Origin of the sequence: Streptomyces sp. NBC_01264 (assembly GCF_026340675.1) — a bacterium.
GTDB lineage: Bacteria > Actinomycetota > Actinomycetes > Streptomycetales > Streptomycetaceae > Streptomyces.
In genome coordinates this window covers 2,436,953-2,454,012 of sequence record NZ_JAPEOX010000001.1, presented here as the reverse complement: position 1 = coordinate 2,454,012, position 17,060 = coordinate 2,436,953, and the positions used below count along the sequence as shown (strand labels likewise).

Genomic DNA, 17,060 nt, shown 5'->3' with positions numbered 1-17,060 from the left:
GACGCGGGACGGCCGGGCGCGCTACAGTCCCCGCAGACCTACGTTACTGATCGGTAAACCGGTAAGGGGACGACTTATGCGGCTCGGCATCAATCTCGGCTACTGGGGCGCTGGCATGGACGCCGACAACCTGGCCGTCGCGCAGGAGGCCGACCGCCTCGGCTACGACGTCTGCTGGGCCGCGGAGGCCTACGGCTCCGACGCGCCGACCGTGCTCGCCTGGGTCGCCGCCCAGACCGAGCGCATCGACGTGGGCTCCGCGATCCTGCAGATCCCGGCTCGCCAGCCCGCGATGACGGCCATGACGGCCGCCACCCTCGACTCGCTCACCAAGGGCCGCTTCCGGCTCGGCCTCGGCGTCTCCGGACCGCAGGTCTCCGAGGGCTGGTACGGCGTGAAGTTCGACAAGCCGCTCGCGCGGACCCGCGAGTACGTGGAGATCGTCCGCAAGGCGATGACCCGCGAACGGCTCAGCTACGAGGGCGAGCACTGGACCCTGCCGCTGCCCGGCGGGCCGGGCAAGCCGCTCAAGCTGACCGTGCACCCGGAGCGCGAGCACATCCCGCTCTACATCGCCGCCATCGGGCCGAAGAACCTGGAGCAGACCGGCGAGATCGCCGACGGCGCCCTGCTGATCTTCCCGGCCGCCGAGCACCTGGAGGCCACCGCGCTCACCCACATCCGGGCGGGCCGCGAGAAGGCCGGGCTGACGATGGACGGCTTCGACGTCTGCCCGACCGTGCCGCTGGCCCTCGGCGACGACGTGGCCGGGCTCGCGGACACGTTCCGCCCGTACACCGCCCTGTACGTGGGCGGCATGGGCAGCCGCAAGCAGAACTTCTACAACCAACTGGCCCAGCGCATGGGTTACGAGAAGGAAGCCGCCGAGATCCAGGACAAGTACCTGGCCGGCGACAAGCAGGGCGCGGCCGCCGCGATCCCGCACTCGCTGATCGACTCCACCACCCTGCTGGGTCCGGTCGAGCGCATCGCCGACGGGATGAAGGCCTACGCCGAGGCCGGGGTCACCACCCTGACGCTCGCCCCGGCCGGCTTCACCCTGGAGGAGCGGACGGCCGCCCTGCGGGCCGGCGTCGAGGCCATGGAGCTCGCGGGCCTGGCCTGAGCGACACCGGGGGCCGGGCGGCCGCCGGACGGACCCGGGCGGCCGCCGGACGGAGTCCGGCGCAGCCGCCCGAAGCCGGCGAAGCCGTGCGAGGGCGGCGTCGAAAGGGGTGCGGTCTGCGGCCGTGGTGGGGGCTCGGGGGGTCTTCCCCGCCACGGCCGACACAGCCAACAACGCGCGGGGCGGCCGTGGGGTTACGCCCCCGGAGCCTCCGGTCGCAGTCGTTCATTCGGCCGAGCCGTACGCCGCACCCGGTTGCCCGGCCCCCGAATCGGGCCTTGACTCGACACATGCTCTCTGCGCGCAGCCTGTTCCGGGAGATCGTCGACCACGACGACTCCTTCCAGCTGTTCTGCTCCATCGCCGCCGGCGGCGAGTCCCAGGGTGGCTGGGAGAACGCCCGGATCGCGGCGCTGGTGCCCGATTCCATGCGCGACCTCGCGCCCAAGATCACCCGGCACGGCGCCGACGAGGACAAACACGGCCGGATCTTCAACGCGCTGCTCCGCAAGCGCGCCCTGCCCCCCGTGCCCGTCCCGCCGGAGACCGACTACACGATGCTGCTGGAGCGGCGCGGCATCGGCCTGAGCCACGAGAAGCTGGGCGGCGAGCGGGCCCTGAGCGAGGAGGACGTCATCGTCTACCTCGCGCACAGCCGGGTCACCGAACAGCGCGCCGCCGACCAGATGATCATGCTGGTCCGGTACTTCGGGGACGACCCCGAGCTCGGCAAGGCCATCCGCATGATCGGCGCGGACGAGGACAACCACCTGGCCTACTGCCACGAGGAACTGCTGCGCCTCGCCCGCGCCGGCCACGGCCGCACCATCCACCGGGTGCTGCGCGAGTGCGCGCTCGCCGAGATCGCCGTCTACCGCGACGTGAGCCTCGCGGTCATGGGCCACATGGGGCGGCTGCTGGGCTGGCCCGCGCCGAAGGCGGCCGCGCTGGCCGCCGGGATCCGCGGGATGTACGCGTACGAGCGCTTCAGCGGCTGGCACCGGATGGTGGACCTGCGCCCGCCGCGGCGGAGCAACCCCCTGGGCGGGCGACCGACCTCGGCGCCCGAGTTCGCCTAGGGCGTCCCGCCGGTCACCCCCGACCGGGTCCCGGCCTCAGAGCCACCCGCGGCGCTTGAACATCCGGTGCAGGCCCAGGCACATGGCCACCATCACCAGGACCACCAGCGGATAGCCCCAGCGGTGCTTGAGCTCCGGCATGTGCTCGAAGTTCATCCCGTAGATCCCCGCCACCATCGTCGGGACCGCCGCCATCGCCGCCCAGGCCGAGATCTTGCGCATGTCGTCGTTCTGCCGGACGCCCATCTGCGCCAGGTGCGCGGCCAGCGCGTCCGAGAGCAGCCGGTCCAGGCCCTCGACGTACTCGTTCGCCTTCGTCAGGTGGTCCGCGACGTCGCGGAAGAACGGCTGGGCGTGCTCGTGCACGAAGGGCACGTCCCCGAAGGCGAGCCGGTCCATCGGCGCCAGCAGCGGACTCGTGGCCCGGCGGAACTCCAGGACCTGCCGCTTGAACCCGTAGATCCGGGCGGCGGTGTTCTTGCTGTCCGCGGGATTCGGCGAGAACACCTCCGCCTCCAGCTCCTCCAGATCCGCCTGGAGCTCGGCGGCCACCTCGATGTAGTGGTCCACCACCGCGTCCGAGACCGCGTACAGCACCGCCGTGGGGCCGTGCTTGAGCACCTCGGGATCCTGCTCCAGCCGGTGGCGTACGGCGGCCAGCGCGGCCCCCTCGCCGTGCCGGACCGTGACGACGAAGGAGTCGCCGATGAACACCATCAGCTCGCCCGTGCTCACCGTGTCCGAGGCGTCGTCGTACATCACCGGCTTCAGGACCACGAACAGCGAATCGTCGTAGACCTCCATCTTCGGCCGCTGGTGCGCGGTCAGCGCGTCCTCCACCGCCAGCGGATGCAGCCCGAACTCATGGCTGACGTGCTCGAACTCCTTCTCCGTCGGCTCGTACATGCCGACCCACAGGAAGGAGTCACCGGTGGCCCGCGCCTCGTCGAGGGCGTCGGAGAAGTCGTCGGGCGCCTCGGAGCGGCGGCCGTCGCGGTACATGGCGCAGTCCACAATCACTCGCGCATTGTTCCCTGCCCGGGCCCCGACCGCACGCCGGCGGCACCGCATACCCTTCTGCCATGGCCACGCTGATCCTCGTACGACACGGGCGGTCCACCGCCAACACCGCAGGGCTGCTCGCCGGATGGACCCCGGGGGTGACCCTCGACGAGCACGGAGCCGCACAGGCCGCCGCGCTGCCCGGGCGGCTCGCCGCCGTGCCCCTCGCCGCCGCCGTCAGCAGCCCGCTGGAGCGGTGCGCCGAGACCCTCGCCCCGCTGCTGGCGGCCCGGCCCGGTCTCGCCCTGCACACCGACGAGCGGATCGGCGAGTGCCACTACGGCGACTGGTCGGGCCGCAAACTCTCCGAACTGTCCGAAGAACCGCTGATGCGCATCGTCCAGCAGCACCCCTCGGCCGCCGCCTTCCCCGGCGGTGAGTCCATGCGCGCCATGCAGGCCCGCGCCGTGGACGCCGTCCGCGACTGGAACGCGCGGATCGAGGAGGAGCACGGCGCCGACGCCGTGTTCCTGATGTGCTCGCACGGCGACATCATCAAGTCCCTTGTGGCGGACGCCCTCGGCATGCACCTGGACCTCTTCCAGCGGATCCACGTCGACCCCTGCTCGGTCACCGCGATCCGCTACACGCCGACCCGCCCCTTCCTGCTCCGGCTCGGCGACACCGGCGACTTCGCCTCCCTCGCACCCCGCGAGAAGGCTTCGCCGGACGCCGCCGAGGCCCCGGGCGACCCGGAAGCGGGCGGCGAGGCGGTCGTAGGGGGCGGTGCGGGCGCGGTGTGATCGAACGGCGCAGTAGGGTGGACGGGCCAACCCATGGGCGCAGCCCTGCCCCTGCTGCCGACGCTTGGAGACTGGACGTGCCCCGTCAGGTGTTCCTCTACGACCCACCGGACCGTTTCGTGGCCGGCACGGTCGGCCTGCCTGGACGCCGTACGTTCTTCCTGCAGGCCTCCACCGGCCCCCGGGTCACCTCCGTCTCCCTGGAGAAGACCCAGGTGGCGGCGCTCGCGGAGCGCATGGAAGAGCTGCTGGACGAGGTCGTACGGCGCACCGGGGGCAATGCCCCCGTCCCCGCCGTGGCCCCCACAGAGGCGACCGACACCGCACCCCTCGACGTCCCCGTCGAGGAGGAGTTCCGCGTCGGCACCATGGCCCTGGCCTGGGACGGCGAGGACCAGCGCATGATCGTCGAGGCGCAGGCCCTGGTGGAACTCGACGCCGACTCGGAGGAGGACCTCGCCGAGGCGGAGGAGCGGCTGCTCCAGGACGAGGAGAACGGGCCGCCGATGCTGCGCGTGCGCCTCACCGGCGCCCAGGCCCGGGCCTTCACCAAGCGGGCCCTGGACGTGGTCAACGCAGGGAGGCCGCCGTGCCCGCTGTGCAGCCTGCCGCTGGACCCCGAAGGGCACGTCTGCCCGCGCCAGAACGGCTACCGGCGCCAGGCGTGAACTCCACGGGGGGAACGACGGAACTGGAAGCACTGCTGGCCCACGGGGAACTCACCGTCGTCGGCCGGATCCGGGAGGCGTCCAACGCCGTCCTGCTGTGCACCGTCACGCACGGGGGCGCGAGCACCGACTGCGTGTACAAGCCGGTCAAGGGCGAGCGCCCGCTGTGGGACTTCCCCGACGGCAACCTCGCCCAGCGCGAGGTCGCCGCGTACCTGATCTCCGAGGCCACCGGCTGGGGGCTGGTGCCCCCGACCGTGCTGCGCGACGGACCGTACGGCGAGGGCATGGTCCAGCAGTGGATCGAGACCGGGGAGTCCCCGGAGGCCGAACTGCTCGCGCTCGTGGACGGCGAGGAGGCGGGGGAGGGCTGGAAGCCCGTCGCCTTCGCCGAGGTCGGCGAGGGCCGCACCGCGCTCCTCGTGCACGCCGACGACGAACGGCTGCGCCGGATGTCCGTCCTCGACGCCGTGATCAACAACGGCGACCGCAAGGGCGGCCACCTGCTGCCCGCGCCCGACGGACGTGTCTACGGCATCGACCACGGAGTGACCTTCCACACCGAGGACAAACTGCGCACCCTGCTCTGGGGCTGGGCGGGGGAGCCGCTGACCGGGGAGGCGACGTCCGTCCTGACCGCCCTGGAGGCCGCACTGGCCCCCGGAGAGCCCCTCGCCACCCGACTGGCCGAACTGGTCACCACCGCAGAGCTGGCCGCCGTACGGGCCCGTGTGGCCCTGCTGCTGCGCACCGGGAGGCATCCGCAGCCCTCCGGACAGTGGCCCGCGATCCCGTGGCCGCCCGTCTGAGCGGGCCGCCGACCGTACGGGCGCGTACGCATAGAACCGGCCATGGCGCAAGAGCGCCGATCAAGACAACAGTGCAGGTCCGGTTAGTTTTCGGAACACTCGTCCGGTTAGGCTCGAGACATGCATGCCTGGCCCGCTTCTGAGGTCCCCGCCCTGCCTGGCAAGGGCCGCGACCTCCAGATCCACGACACCGCGACCCAAGGGACGATCACCCTCGCCCCCGGTCCCGTCGCCCGTATCTACGTCTGCGGGATCACCCCGTACGACGCGACGCACATCGGTCACGCGGCGACCTACAACGCGTTCGACCTCGTGCAGCGCGTGTGGCTCGACACCAAGCGGCAGGTCATCTACGTCCAGAACGTCACGGACGTCGACGATCCACTGCTGGAGCGGGCCCTGCGCGACAACCAGGACTGGACCGAGCTCGCCGAACGCGAGACCGCTCTGTTCCGCGAGGACATGACCGCCCTGCGGATGCTCCCGCCGCAGCACTACATCGGCGCCGTCGAGGCCATACCCGGCATCGTGCCGCTGGTCGAGCGGCTGCGGGACGCGGGCGCCGCCTACGAGCTGGACGGCGACGTCTACTTCTCGGTGGAGTCCGACCCGAACTTCGGCAAGGTGTCCAACCTGGACGCCGAGGCGATGCGGCTGCTGTCGGCCGAACGCGGCGGCGACCCGGACCGGGTGGGCAAGAAGAACCCGCTCGACCCGATGCTGTGGATGGCGGCCCGCCCGGGCGAGCCGAGCTGGGACGGCGGCTCGCTGGGCCGCGGCCGGCCCGGCTGGCACATCGAGTGCGTGGCCATCGCCCTGGACCATCTGGGGATGACCTTCGACATCCAGGGCGGCGGCTCCGACCTGGCCTTCCCGCACCACGAGATGGGCGCCTCGCACGCCCAGGTGCTGACGGGCGAGTTCCCGATGGCCAAGGCGTACGTACACGCCGGGATGGTCGCGCTGCACGGCGAGAAGATGTCGAAGTCCAAGGGCAACCTGGTCTTCGTATCGGCCCTGCGGCGCGCCGGAGTGGACCCGGCGGCGATCCGCCTGGCCCTGCTCTCGCACCACTACCGCGCGGACTGGGAGTGGACCGACGAGGTCCTCGCGGAGGCGGTGGCCCGCCTGGAGCGTTGGCGCGCGGCCGTCTCCCGCCCCGACGGCATCCCGGCCGACGACCTGGTCGAAGAGGTCCGCGAGGCCCTCTCCAACGACCTGAACGCCCCTGCCGCTCTCGCGGCGGTCGACCGCTGGGTCGAGCGCCAGCTCGTCACCGACGGCGACGACGAGTCGGCCCCCGGCCTGGTCTCGCGCACTGTCGATGCCCTGCTGGGCGTTGCCCTGTAAACACTCACCGGAGGGGCTGGAATTGCCCGTAGGGCAATTCCAGCCCCTCCGGCGTTTGAGGAGCGGGGTCCGGGGCGGAGCCCCGGGAAACGGCGAAAGGGCGGGGCGGGGAGAAGATCCCCCGCCCCGCCCCCTCACACGGCTACGCCTCCGGAGGCGCCTCGTCCTCGTCCGGCGAGGCCGCCGGAGGGGCCGGGGGTTCCTCCTCGGTCCCCGAAGGCTTCCGCTTCGGCGGCCGCGGCATCCCACCCGAGGTGTCCCTCAGGTACGACCCGTCACCCGGCTCCGCGCCCGCGGACGGATCCCGCCGCCGCAGATACCGCTCGAACTCCCGGGCGATCGCGTCCCCGGACGCCTCCGGCAGGTCCGCGGTGTCCCGCGCCTCCTCCAGCGTCTGGACGTACTCCGCCACCTCGCTGTCCTCGGCCGCCAGTTGGTCCACGCCCAGCTGCCACGCCCGCGCGTCCTCGGGGAGTTCGCCCAGCGGGATCCGGATGTCGATCAGATCCTCCAGCCGGTTCAGGAGCGCCAGCGTCGCCTTCGGGTTCGGCGGCTGCGACACGTAGTGCGGCACCGCCGCCCACAGGGACACCGCCGGCACCCCGGCATGGGTGCAGGCCTCCTGGAGGATGCCCACGATCCCCGTCGGACCCTCGTACTTGGTCTCCTCCAGGTCCATCGTCCGCGCCAGATCCGCGTCCGAGGTCACCCCGCTGACCGGCACCGGGCGGGTGTGCGGGGTGTCGCCCAGCAGCGCCCCCAGGATGACGACCATCTCCACGCCCAGCTCGTGGGCGAAGCCCAGGATCTCGTTGCAGAACGAACGCCACCGCATGGACGGTTCGATGCCCCGCACCAGCACGAGGTCGCGCGGTTTGGTCCCGCCGATCCGGACCACCGACAGCCGGGTCGTCGGCCAGGTGATCTTCCGCACCCCGTTGTCCAGCCACACCGTCGGCCGGTTGACCTGGAAGTCGTAGTAGTCCTCGGCGTCCAGAGCCGCGAAGACCTCGCCCTTCCACTCCCGGTCCAGGTGGGCGACCGCACCGGAGGCGGCGTCACCCGCGTCGTTCCAGCCCTCGAACGCGGCCACCATGACCGGGTCGATCAGCTCGGGCACGCCCTCAAGCTCGATCACCCAGGTCTCCTTCCGAAGTTCCCTTGTGTACGTGGGTCAGCCTAAGCCTTGATGAGGCACCGGCCACAGCCCACGACAGAGGGGCGGTTCCCCCTGGAACCGCCCCTCTGCCCGTTCACGCCACCGCTTATGCCTTGTCGGCCAACATCTCCTCGACCCGGCCGCGCACTTCGGCGCTGTCCAGACCGCGGACCGTCACCGTCGTACGGCGGCGCAGCACGTCGTCCGCCGTCTCGGCCCACTCGTTGTCCCGGGCGTAGGCGACCTGCGCCCAGATCTCCGGCCCGTCCGGGTGGATCCGCTCGGCCAGCGCCGGGTCCTCGTTCGCGAGCCGCGCGATGTCGAAGGCCAGCGAGCCGTAGTGCGAGGCCAGGTGCCGCGCGGTCAGCGGGTCCATCCGCGAGCCCGGCTCGCGGTCCACGAGCAGCCGGTGCGCCACCGCGTTCGGGTTGGCGACACCGGGCAGCGCGATCCGTCGTACGAGGGACTTCAGCGGCTCCATGTCATCGGTCAGCGGGCTGCCCGGGAGCTTGGCCAGCTTGTCCATGACCACGCGGCCGATGTGCCGGTACGTGGTCCACTTGCCGCCGGCCACCGACAGCATGCCGCCCGCGCCCTCGGAGACGACCGTCTCGCGCTTGGCCTTCTCCACCCCGCCCGGGCCGCCGGGCAGCACGCGCAGGCCCGCGAAGGCGTACGTCATCAGCGAGCGGTCCAGATCGGCGTCCTTCACCGAGAAGGCCGCCTCGTCCAGGATCTGCTGGATGTCGCCCTCGGTGGCGCGCACGTCCGCCGGGTCACCCTCGTACACCTCGTCCGTGGTGCCCAGCAGCAGCTGGTCCTCCCACGGCAGGGCGAAGGTGATGCGGTACTTGTCGATCGGGGTGGCCATGGCGGCCTTCCAGGGCGACTTGCGCTTCATCACGATGTGCGCGCCCTTGGACAGGCGGATGGACGGCATCGAGTGCTTGTCCTCCATGCGCCGCAGGTGGTCCACCCAGGGGCCGGTGGCGTTCAGCACGACGCGGGCGTCCACACCGAACTCGGTGCCGTCCAGGCGGTCCTTGAGCTCGGCGCCCGAGACCCGGCCGCGCGTCATGCGCAGACCGGTCACCTCGGCGTGGTTCAGGACGACCGCGCCCGACTCCACGGCCGCGCGGACCGTCATCACGGCGACGCGCGAATCGTTCATCTGGTGGTCGTAGTAGACCGCGACGGCCTTGAGGTCGTCGGTCTTCAGACCCGGGTTGTCGGCGGCGGCACGGGCCGGAGAAATGATCTTGCCCATGCCGTCGCCGAAGCCGGAGAGCGCCGAGTACGCGAACACGCCCGCGCCCAGCTTCGCCGCGCCCACCGGACCGCCCTTGTACACCGGGAGGTAGAAGGTGAGCGGGTTCACCAGGTGCGGGGCCACGTCCTTGGCCAGCACCCGGCGCTCGTGGTGGTTCTCGGCGACCAGCTTGACCGAACCGGTCTGCAGGTAGCGCAGGCCGCCGTGGACGAGCTTGGAGGAGGCGGAGGAAGTGGCGCCGGCGAAGTCGCCGGCGTCCACCATGGCCACCCGCAGCCCCGACTGCGCGGCGTGCCAGGCCACCGAGGTGCCCAGGATTCCACCGCCGATGACCAGCAGGTCGTACGTGGCCTTGGCCAGCTGCTCACGGGTCTCGGCGCGGCTCGCGTTCGAACCGGCGGTCGGGTGCGTCCCCAGGGTGGGAACGCTCTGCAGGCTGCTCATATCCCTTGACTCCTACTTGCTCGTCGATTGCGCCGCTGTGCGGTCAGCTGGCGTCTTCGTCATCGACCCAGCCCATGGACCGCTCCACGGCCTTGAGCCAGCTCTTGTACTCGCGCTCCCGCTGCTCGGCGGGCATCCGCGGGGTCCACTCCGCCGCGCGGCGCCAGTTGGCGCGCAGGGCGTCGGTGTCGGGCCAGAAGCCGACGGCCAGGCCGGCGGCGTAGGCGGCGCCGAGGCAGGTGGTCTCGGCGACCATCGGGCGCACCACGGGGGCGTCCACGAAGTCGGAGAGCGTCTGCATCAGCAGGTTGTTGGAGGTCATGCCGCCGTCGACCTTCAGGGCGGCGAGCTCGACGCCCGAGTCCTTGGTCATGGCGTCGGTGATCTCGCGGGTCTGCCAGGCGGTGGCCTCCAGGACGGCACGGGCGATGTGCGCCTTGGTGACGTACCGGGTGAGGCCGGCGATCACGCCGCGGGCGTCGGAGCGCCAGTACGGGGCGAACAGGCCGGAGAAGGCCGGCACGAAGTACGCGCCGCCGTTGTCCTCGACGGAGGAGGCCAGGGTCTCGATCTCGGCCGCGGTCTTGATCATGCCCATCTGGTCGCGCATCCACTGGACGAGCGAGCCGGTGACGGCGATGGAGCCCTCCAGCGCGTAGACCGGCTTCTGGTCGCCGATCTGGTAGCCGACGGTGGTCAGCAGGCCGCTGTAGGAGTTGATGATCTTGTCGCCGGTGTTCATCAGCATGAACGTTCCGGTGCCGTACGTGGACTTCGCCTCGCCCTCGGCGAAACAGGTCTGGCCGAACAGCGCGGCCTGCTGGTCACCGAGCGCCGAGGCGACCGGGACGCCCGCGAGGACGCCCTCCTTGACGTGGCCGTAGACCTCGGCGGAGGACTTGATCTCGGGGAGGACGTTGATCGGCACGTCCATGGACTCGGCGATGCGCTCGTCCCAGGCCATGGTGTGCAGGTTGAACAGCATGGTGCGCGAGGCGTTGGTGACGTCGGTGACGTGCACGCCGCCCTGGGCGCCGCCGGTCAGGTTCCAGATGACCCAGGAGTCCATGGTGCCGAAGAGGATGTCCCCGGCCTGGGCGCGCTCGCGCAGGCCCTCGACGTTGTCGAGCAGCCAGCGGATCTTGGGACCGGCGAAGTAGCTCGCCAGCGGCAGGCCCGTCTCGCGGCGGAAGCGGTCCTGGCCGACGTTGCGGCCGAGCTCCTTGCACAGGGCGTCGGTGCGGGTGTCCTGCCAGACCAGCGCGTTGTGGACGGGCTCGCCGGTGTGGCGGTCCCACAGCAGGGTGGTCTCGCGCTGGTTGGTGATGCCGACGGCCTTGACCTCGGCCGGGTCGATGTCGCCCTTGGAAAGGGCCCCGGCGACGACCTCCTGGACGTTGGTCCAGATCTCGGCGGCGTCGTGCTCGACCCAGCCCGGCTGCGGGAGGATCTGCGCGTGCTCCTTCTGGTCGACCGAGACGATGCGTCCGTCACGGTCGAAGACGATGCAGCGGGAAGAGGTGGTGCCCTGGTCGATCGCGGCGATGAAGGGGCCGGTGCTGCTGGTCATGGTGGCTGCTCCTGGCAGGTGTCGAAGTAGGCGGAATCAGAATGGCGGTGCGGATGGTGCCGTGGTGCCGATTGCTGATCAGGCGAACGCGATGTTGTACAGACCGCCGGCGAGCGCGGCGCCCGCGAGGGGGCCGAGGACCGGGATCCAGGAGTAGCTCCAGTCCGAGCCGCCCTTGTTGGGCAGCGGCAGCAGGGAGTGGACGATGCGGGGGCCGAGGTCGCGCACCGGGTTGATGGCGTAGCCGGTCGGGCCGCCGAGCGAGAGGCCGATGCCGACCACGACGAACGAGGTGATCAGGACGCCGATGACGCCGAGGCCCTTGCCGTCGTCCTGCAGGCCCTGGGTCAGGATGGCCAGGACCAGGACGGCGGTGCCGATGATCTCGGTCGTCAGGTTCTGGACGACGTTGCGGATCTCGGGGCCCGTGGAGAAGATGCCGAGCACCGGGCCGGCCACGTCGTGCGGGTGGGGGTCCTCGGGGCCGAGCTTGGCGTCACGGATGTGCTCCGGGTCGGACAGGTGCGCCTGGAACTGGCCGTAGTAGGCCAGCCACATCAGGACCGAGCCGATCATCGCGCCGAGCAGCTGGCCGGCGAAGTAGACCGGTACGTCGCCCCAGGCGCCGTCCTTGATCGCGATGCCGACGGTGACCGCCGGGTTGAGGTGCGCACCGGAGAGCGGTGCGGAGACGTAGGCGGCGATCAGGACGGCGAAACCCCAGCCGAAGGTGATCGCGAGCCAGCCTGCGCCGCGGGCCTTGGAGCTCTTGAGCGTCAGCGCGGCGCAGACGCCACCACCGAGCAGGGTGAGCAGGGCGGTACCGATGGTCTCGCCGATGAAGATGTCGGAGCTGGACACCCGCGACTCCTTTGTCGTTCAGGGGTGGTGGCCGCCGGGTCCCTCCGGCGGTCCACGCACTCGGTGAGTGCTGCACCGGTCCTTGGCCTTGCCACACTCTAACGCGTATTGCCGGTAGGTGTTCGGCAATGCCGACCGATGAACGGCAGTTTTCCGGCCGGGTGAAGCGGGCGTCAAGAGTTGACCAGGCCAATGAGCCGGATCGTTACCGGTCGGTGCGATCGAACAAATTAGGCCATTCGTTGATCATCAAACGCCAAAAACCACCCAAATGCCACTTTGACGCGGCCGTTGGGTGGTTCGGGCGGAGCGATGAGGTCATGCCAAGGTCAGAACCGGCCCGCCCCGAGATCGCGCGAAACCGACCGCGCGCAGTCCCGTACGGAGGCCACCAGCGAGGCCCGGGGCTCCCCGGAGTCCCCGCACACCCGCTCCACGGCCCCCGCGACGGCCACCGCGCCGACCGGCATCCTGCGGCGGTCGTGGATCGGGGCCGCCACCGAGGCGATCCCGTCCCAGGTCTCCTCGATGTCGCTGGCCCAGCCGCGGGCCCGGATCGTGTCCAGGACCTCTTCGAAGCCGGAGCCGTCGGTGATCGTCCGGGGGGTGAACGACTCCCGCTCCACCTCCAGGACCTGCGTGTGCGCCACCGGGTCGTACGCGGACAGCACCTTGCCCAGGGCCGTGGAGTGCAGCGGCTGCATGGCCCCCACCTCCAGCACCTGGCGGCTGTCGTCGGGCCGGAACACGTGGTGCATGATCAGCACCCCGCTCTTGTGCAGCACCCCCACGTACACGCTCTCCCCGCTCGCGCGGGCCAGGTCGTCCGTCCACACCAGGGCGCGCGCCCGCAGCTCGTGGACGTCCAGATAGCTGTTGCCCAGGCGCAGCAGCTCCGCACCGAGCTGGTAGCGGCCCGAAGCCGGGTCCTGCTCCACGAAACCCTCGGCCTGCAGCGTGCGCAGGATCCCGTGCGCCGTCCCCTTGGCCAGACCCAGGGAAGAGGCCACGTCCGAGAGCCCCAGCCGGCGCTCGCCGCCCGCCAGGAGCCGCAGCATCGCAGCGGCTCGTTCGAGCGACTGGATGTTCCGTGCCATCGCGCAGCCTCCTGCTGACGTAGTTCGACAATGCTGAACACTATCGGTCGATGCCGACTTTGTGCATGATGAGGGCAGAGTCCACCGATACGAGTCGCCCAGGACACCCCGGCCGGAAGTCGCCGTCCCCCCGGGCACAGAATGCAGTCCGCCACGTGGGACGCCCTCACCGGGGCCGGGTGTCCACCGTTACCCTGGCCGCGTGCACCCTTGACACAGAGGGGGTGCAAAGCCGACAGCCGTCGCATCCCAGGGAGCTCAACCATGGCCTCGTTGCCGAACCCGCCCGCAGACACCCAGACCCGGGCCGATGCCCTCCGCCAGGCACTGGCGACCCGCGTGGTCGTCGCCGACGGAGCGATGGGAACCATGCTCCAGGCCCAGGACCCCACCCTGGAAGACTTCGAACAGCTCGAAGGCTGCAACGAGGTCCTCAACGTCACCCGCCCCGACATCGTGGCCAACGTGCACCGCGAGTACTTCGAGGCCGGCGTCGACTGCGTCGAGACCAACACCTTCGGCACCAACTACGCCGCCCTCGCCGAATACGACATCGCCGACCGCAACCACGAGCTCTCGCTCGCCGGCGCCCGGATCGCCCGCGAGATCGCCGACGAGTTCACCGCCTCCACCGGACAGCAGCGCTGGGTCCTCGGCTCCATGGGCCCCGGCACCAAGCTGCCCACCCTGGGCCACATCGACTACGGAACCATCCGCGACGCCTACCAGATCAACGCCGAGGGTCTGATCACCGGCGGCGCCGACGCGCTCCTCGTCGAGACCACCCAGGACCTCCTGCAGACTAAGTCCTCCATCGTCGGCGCCCGCCGCGCCATGGAGGCCCTCGGCGTCTCCGTCCCGCTGATCTGCTCCGTGACCGTGGAAACCACCGGCACGATGCTCCTCGGCTCGGAGATCGGCGCCGCGCTGACCGCGCTGGAGCCCCTGGGCATCGACATGATCGGCCTGAACTGCGCCACCGGCCCCGCCGAGATGAGCGAGCACCTGCGCTACCTCGCGCGCAACTCCCGCATCCCCCTCTCCTGCATGCCCAACGCGGGCCTGCCGGTCCTCGGCAAGAACGGCGCCCACTACCCGCTGTCCGCGAGCGAGCTCGCCGACGCCCAGGAGACCTTCGTCCGCGAGTACGGCCTCTCCCTCGTCGGCGGCTGCTGCGGCACCACCCCCGAGCACCTGCGCCAGGTCGTCGAGCGCGTCCGCGGCCTGAACCCGGCCGTCCGCGACCCCCGCCCCGAGCCCGGCGCGTCCTCGCTCTACCAGACCGTCCCCTTCCGCCAGGACATCTCGTACATGGCGATCGGCGAGCGCACGAACGCCAACGGGTCCAAGAAGTTCCGCGAGGCCATGCTCGAAGCCCGCTGGGACGACTGCGTGGAGATGGTCCGCGACCAGATCCGCGAAGGCGCGCACATGCTCGACCTGTGCGTGGACTACGTCGGCCGCGACGGCGTCGCCGACATGAAGGAGCTCGCCGGACGCTTCGCGACCGCCTCCACCCTGCCGATCGTCCTGGACTCCACCGAGGTCCCCGTCCTCCAGGCCGGCCTGGAGAAGCTCGGCGGCCGCGCCGTCATCAACTCCGTGAACTACGAGGACGGCGACGGCCCCGAGTCCCGCTTCGCCAAGGTCACCGCCCTCGCCCAGGAGCACGGCGCCGCGCTGATCGCGCTGACCATCGACGAGGAGGGCCAGGCCCGCACCGTCGAGCACAAGGTCGCCATCGCCGAGCGCCTCATCGAGGACCTCACAGGGAACTGGGGGATCCTCGAGTCGGACATCCTCATCGACACCCTGACCTTCACCATCTGCACCGGCCAGGAGGAGTCCCGCAAGGACGGCATCGCCACGATCGAGTCGATCCGCGAGCTCAAGCGCCGCCACCCCGACGTCCAGACCACCCTCGGCCTCTCCAACATCTCCTTCGGCCTCAACCCGGCCGCCCGCGTCCTGCTGAACTCCGTCTTCCTCGACGAGTGCGTCAAGGCCGGCCTGGACTCCGCGATCGTCCACGCCTCCAAGATCCTGCCGATCGCCCGCTTCGACGAGGAGCAGGTCACCACCGCCCTCGACCTGATCTACGACCGGCGCGCCGAGGGCTACGACCCGCTGCAGAAGCTGATGGCCCTCTTCGAAGGCGTCAACACCAAGTCGATGAAGGCCGGCCGCGCCGAGGAACTCCTCGCCCTGCCGCTCGACGAGCGCCTGCAGCGCCGCATCATCGACGGCGAGAAGAACGGCCTGGACGCCGACCTCGACGAGGCCCTGCTGACCCGCCCCGCCCTCGACATCGTCAACGACACCCTCCTGGAGGGCATGAAGGTCGTCGGCGAGCTCTTCGGCTCCGGCCAGATGCAGCTCCCCTTCGTCCTCCAGTCCGCCGAGGTCATGAAGACCGCGGTGGCCCACCTGGAACCGCACATGGAGAAGAGCGACGACGAGGGCAAGGGCACCATCGTCCTGGCCACCGTCCGCGGCGACGTCCACGACATCGGCAAGAACCTCGTCGACATCATCCTGACCAACAACGGCTACAACGTCGTCAACATCGGCATCAAGCAGCCGGTCTCCGCGATCCTCGAAGCCGCACAGGAGCACAAGGCCGACGTCATCGGCATGTCCGGCCTGCTCGTCAAGTCCACGGTGATCATGAAGGAGAACCTGGAGGAGCTCAACCAGCGCAAGCTGGCGGCCGACTACCCGGTCATCCTCGGCGGCGCCGCCCTCACCCGCGCCTACGTCGAACAGGACCTCCACGAGATCTACGAGGGCGAGGTCCGCTACGCCCGCGACGCCTTCGAGGGCCTGCGCCTGATGGACGCCCTCATCGCCGTCAAGCGCGGAGTCCCCGGCGCCACCCTCCCCGAACTCAAGCAGCGCCGCGTCGCCAAGCGCGACACCCCCCTGGCGGTGGAGGAGACGGAGGAGCCCGGCGGCCGCTCCGACACCTCCACCGACAACCCCGTGCCCACCCCGCCCTTCTGGGGCACCCGCGTCGTCAAGGGCATCCCGCTCAAGGACTACGCCTCCTGGCTCGACGAAGGCGCCCTCTTCAAGGGCCAGTGGGGCCTCAAGCAGGCCCGCGCCGGCGGCGCGACGTACGAGGAGCTCGTGGAGTCCGAGGGCCGCCCGCGCCTGCGCGGCCTCCTCGACAAGCTGCACACCGAGAACCTCCTCGAAGCCGCCGTCGTCTACGGCTACTTCCCCTGCGTCTCCAAGGGCGAGGACCTGATCATCCTCGACGACGCCGGCAACGAGCGGACCCGCTTCACCTTCCCCCGCCAGCGCCGCGGCCGCCGCCTGTGCCTCGCCGACTTCTTCCGCCCCGAGGAATCCGGCGAGATCGACGTCGTCGGCCTCCAGGTCGTCACCGTCGGCTCCAGGATCGGCGAGGCCACGGCCAAGCTGTTCGAGTCCGACTCCTACCGCGACTACCTCGAGCTCCACGGCCTCTCCGTCCAGCTCGCCGAAGCCATGGCCGAGTACTGGCACGCCCGCGTCCGCGCCGAGCTGGGCTTCGGCGGCGAGGACCCCGCCAAGGTCGAGGACATGTTCGACCTGAAGTACCGCGGCGCCCGGTTCTCGCTGGGCTACGGCGCCTGCCCCGACCTGGAGGACCGCGCCAAGATCGCCGACCTCCTCCAGCCGGAGCGCATCGGCGTCCACCTCTCGGAGGAGTTCCAGCTCCACCCCGAGCAGTCCACCGACGCCATCGTCATCCACCACCCCGAAGCGAAGTACTTCAACGCCCGCTGAGACGCACCTCGGCGCCCACCCAGAAGCACCCCGCGCACGCAGCGGCGT

Annotated in this window: 13 protein-coding genes; 7 read left to right on the top strand and 6 right to left on the bottom strand. The window is 70.7% G+C overall.

Going from position 1 to position 17,060, the window contains the following annotated elements; translation table 11 throughout:
• Positions 1-76 precede the first annotated feature (76 nt).
• Both OG435_RS11230 and OG435_RS11225 read left to right on the top strand, forming a co-directional pair.
• On the top strand, positions 77-1,126 hold the full coding sequence (locus OG435_RS11230) for an LLM class F420-dependent oxidoreductase (protein WP_266876675.1): 1,050 nt from the start codon (positions 77-79) through the stop codon (positions 1,124-1,126).
• Between the two features lie 290 nt (positions 1,127-1,416).
• Complete coding sequence (locus OG435_RS11225; RefSeq protein WP_266876674.1) at positions 1,417-2,205, top strand: ferritin-like domain-containing protein; 789 nt, start codon at positions 1,417-1,419, stop codon at positions 2,203-2,205.
• 36 nt (positions 2,206-2,241) lie between these two features.
• Here the strand turns inward: OG435_RS11225 and corA are convergent, their stop codons facing one another.
• Entirely contained in the window at positions 2,242-3,225 is a 984-nt protein-coding gene (corA, locus tag OG435_RS11220) for a magnesium/cobalt transporter CorA (protein WP_266876673.1), read from the bottom strand.
• Between the two features lie 62 nt (positions 3,226-3,287).
• On the opposite strand from corA, the gene OG435_RS11215 reads away from it, so the two are divergent.
• The 4 genes from OG435_RS11215 (at position 3,288) to mshC (ending at position 6,837) form a co-directional block, all read left to right on the top strand.
• Positions 3,288-4,010, top strand: coding sequence for a histidine phosphatase family protein (locus OG435_RS11215; RefSeq protein WP_266876672.1), 723 nt, complete (start codon positions 3,288-3,290; stop codon positions 4,008-4,010).
• A 77-nt stretch (positions 4,011-4,087) separates the two neighbouring features.
• Positions 4,088-4,678: a DUF3090 domain-containing protein gene (locus OG435_RS11210; protein ID WP_266876671.1), complete on the top strand. Its 591-nt coding sequence runs from the start codon at positions 4,088-4,090 to the stop codon at positions 4,676-4,678.
• Positions 4,642-5,487: an SCO1664 family protein gene (locus OG435_RS11205; RefSeq protein WP_430625751.1), complete on the top strand. Its 846-nt coding sequence runs from the start codon at positions 4,642-4,644 to the stop codon at positions 5,485-5,487. The genes OG435_RS11210 and OG435_RS11205 overlap by 37 nt, the downstream gene beginning before the upstream one ends.
• 120 nt (positions 5,488-5,607) lie before the next feature.
• On the top strand, positions 5,608-6,837 hold the full coding sequence (gene mshC / locus OG435_RS11200) for a cysteine--1-D-myo-inosityl 2-amino-2-deoxy-alpha-D-glucopyranoside ligase (RefSeq protein WP_266876669.1): 1,230 nt from the start codon (positions 5,608-5,610) through the stop codon (positions 6,835-6,837).
• Between the two features lie 142 nt (positions 6,838-6,979).
• Here the strand turns inward: mshC and OG435_RS11195 are convergent, their stop codons facing one another.
• The 5 genes from OG435_RS11195 to OG435_RS11175 all read right to left on the bottom strand — a co-directional run bounded on the left by OG435_RS11195 (position 6,980) and on the right by OG435_RS11175 (position 13,238).
• The gene (locus OG435_RS11195) at positions 6,980-7,975 is read right to left on the bottom strand and encodes a PAC2 family protein (RefSeq protein ID WP_266876668.1); all 996 of its coding nucleotides are present in this window, start codon (positions 7,973-7,975) and stop codon (positions 6,980-6,982) included.
• 127 nt (positions 7,976-8,102) lie between these two features.
• Positions 8,103-9,710: a glycerol-3-phosphate dehydrogenase/oxidase gene (locus OG435_RS11190; protein WP_266876667.1), complete on the bottom strand. Its 1,608-nt coding sequence runs from the start codon at positions 9,708-9,710 to the stop codon at positions 8,103-8,105.
• Between the two features lie 43 nt (positions 9,711-9,753).
• Complete coding sequence (gene glpK / locus OG435_RS11185) at positions 9,754-11,280, bottom strand: glycerol kinase GlpK (protein WP_266876666.1); 1,527 nt, start codon at positions 11,278-11,280, stop codon at positions 9,754-9,756.
• A gap of 78 nt (positions 11,281-11,358) precedes the next feature.
• On the bottom strand, positions 11,359-12,141 hold the full coding sequence (locus tag OG435_RS11180; RefSeq protein ID WP_266876664.1) for an MIP/aquaporin family protein: 783 nt from the start codon (positions 12,139-12,141) through the stop codon (positions 11,359-11,361).
• Positions 12,142-12,470: 329 nt separating this feature from the next.
• Entirely contained in the window at positions 12,471-13,238 is a 768-nt protein-coding gene (locus OG435_RS11175; RefSeq protein ID WP_266876662.1) for an IclR family transcriptional regulator, read from the bottom strand.
• Positions 13,239-13,502: 264 nt separating this feature from the next.
• On the opposite strand from OG435_RS11175, the gene metH reads away from it, so the two are divergent.
• On the top strand, positions 13,503-17,012 hold the full coding sequence (gene metH / locus OG435_RS11170) for a methionine synthase (protein WP_266876660.1): 3,510 nt from the start codon (positions 13,503-13,505) through the stop codon (positions 17,010-17,012).
• Positions 17,013-17,060 lie beyond the last annotated feature (48 nt).

Bases quoted from the DNA above. Each gene is read 5' to 3' on its own strand.
- OG435_RS11230 (WP_266876675.1), top strand. From the start codon at position 77: ATGCGGCTCGGCATCAATCTCGGCTACTGGGGCGCTGGCATGGACGCC.
- OG435_RS11225 (WP_266876674.1), top strand. From the start codon at position 1,417: ATGCTCTCTGCGCGCAGCCTGTTCCGGGAGATCGTCGACCACGACGAC.
- OG435_RS11215 (WP_266876672.1), top strand. From the start codon at position 3,288: ATGGCCACGCTGATCCTCGTACGACACGGGCGGTCCACCGCCAACACC.
- mshC (WP_266876669.1), top strand. From the start codon at position 5,608: ATGCATGCCTGGCCCGCTTCTGAGGTCCCCGCCCTGCCTGGCAAGGGC.
- OG435_RS11190 (WP_266876667.1), bottom strand. From the start codon at position 9,710: ATGAGCAGCCTGCAGAGCGTTCCCACCCTGGGGACGCACCCGACCGCC.
- glpK (WP_266876666.1), bottom strand. From the start codon at position 11,280: ATGACCAGCAGCACCGGCCCCTTCATCGCCGCGATCGACCAGGGCACC.
- OG435_RS11175 (WP_266876662.1), bottom strand. From the start codon at position 13,238: ATGGCACGGAACATCCAGTCGCTCGAACGAGCCGCTGCGATGCTGCGG.
- metH (WP_266876660.1), top strand. From the start codon at position 13,503: ATGGCCTCGTTGCCGAACCCGCCCGCAGACACCCAGACCCGGGCCGAT.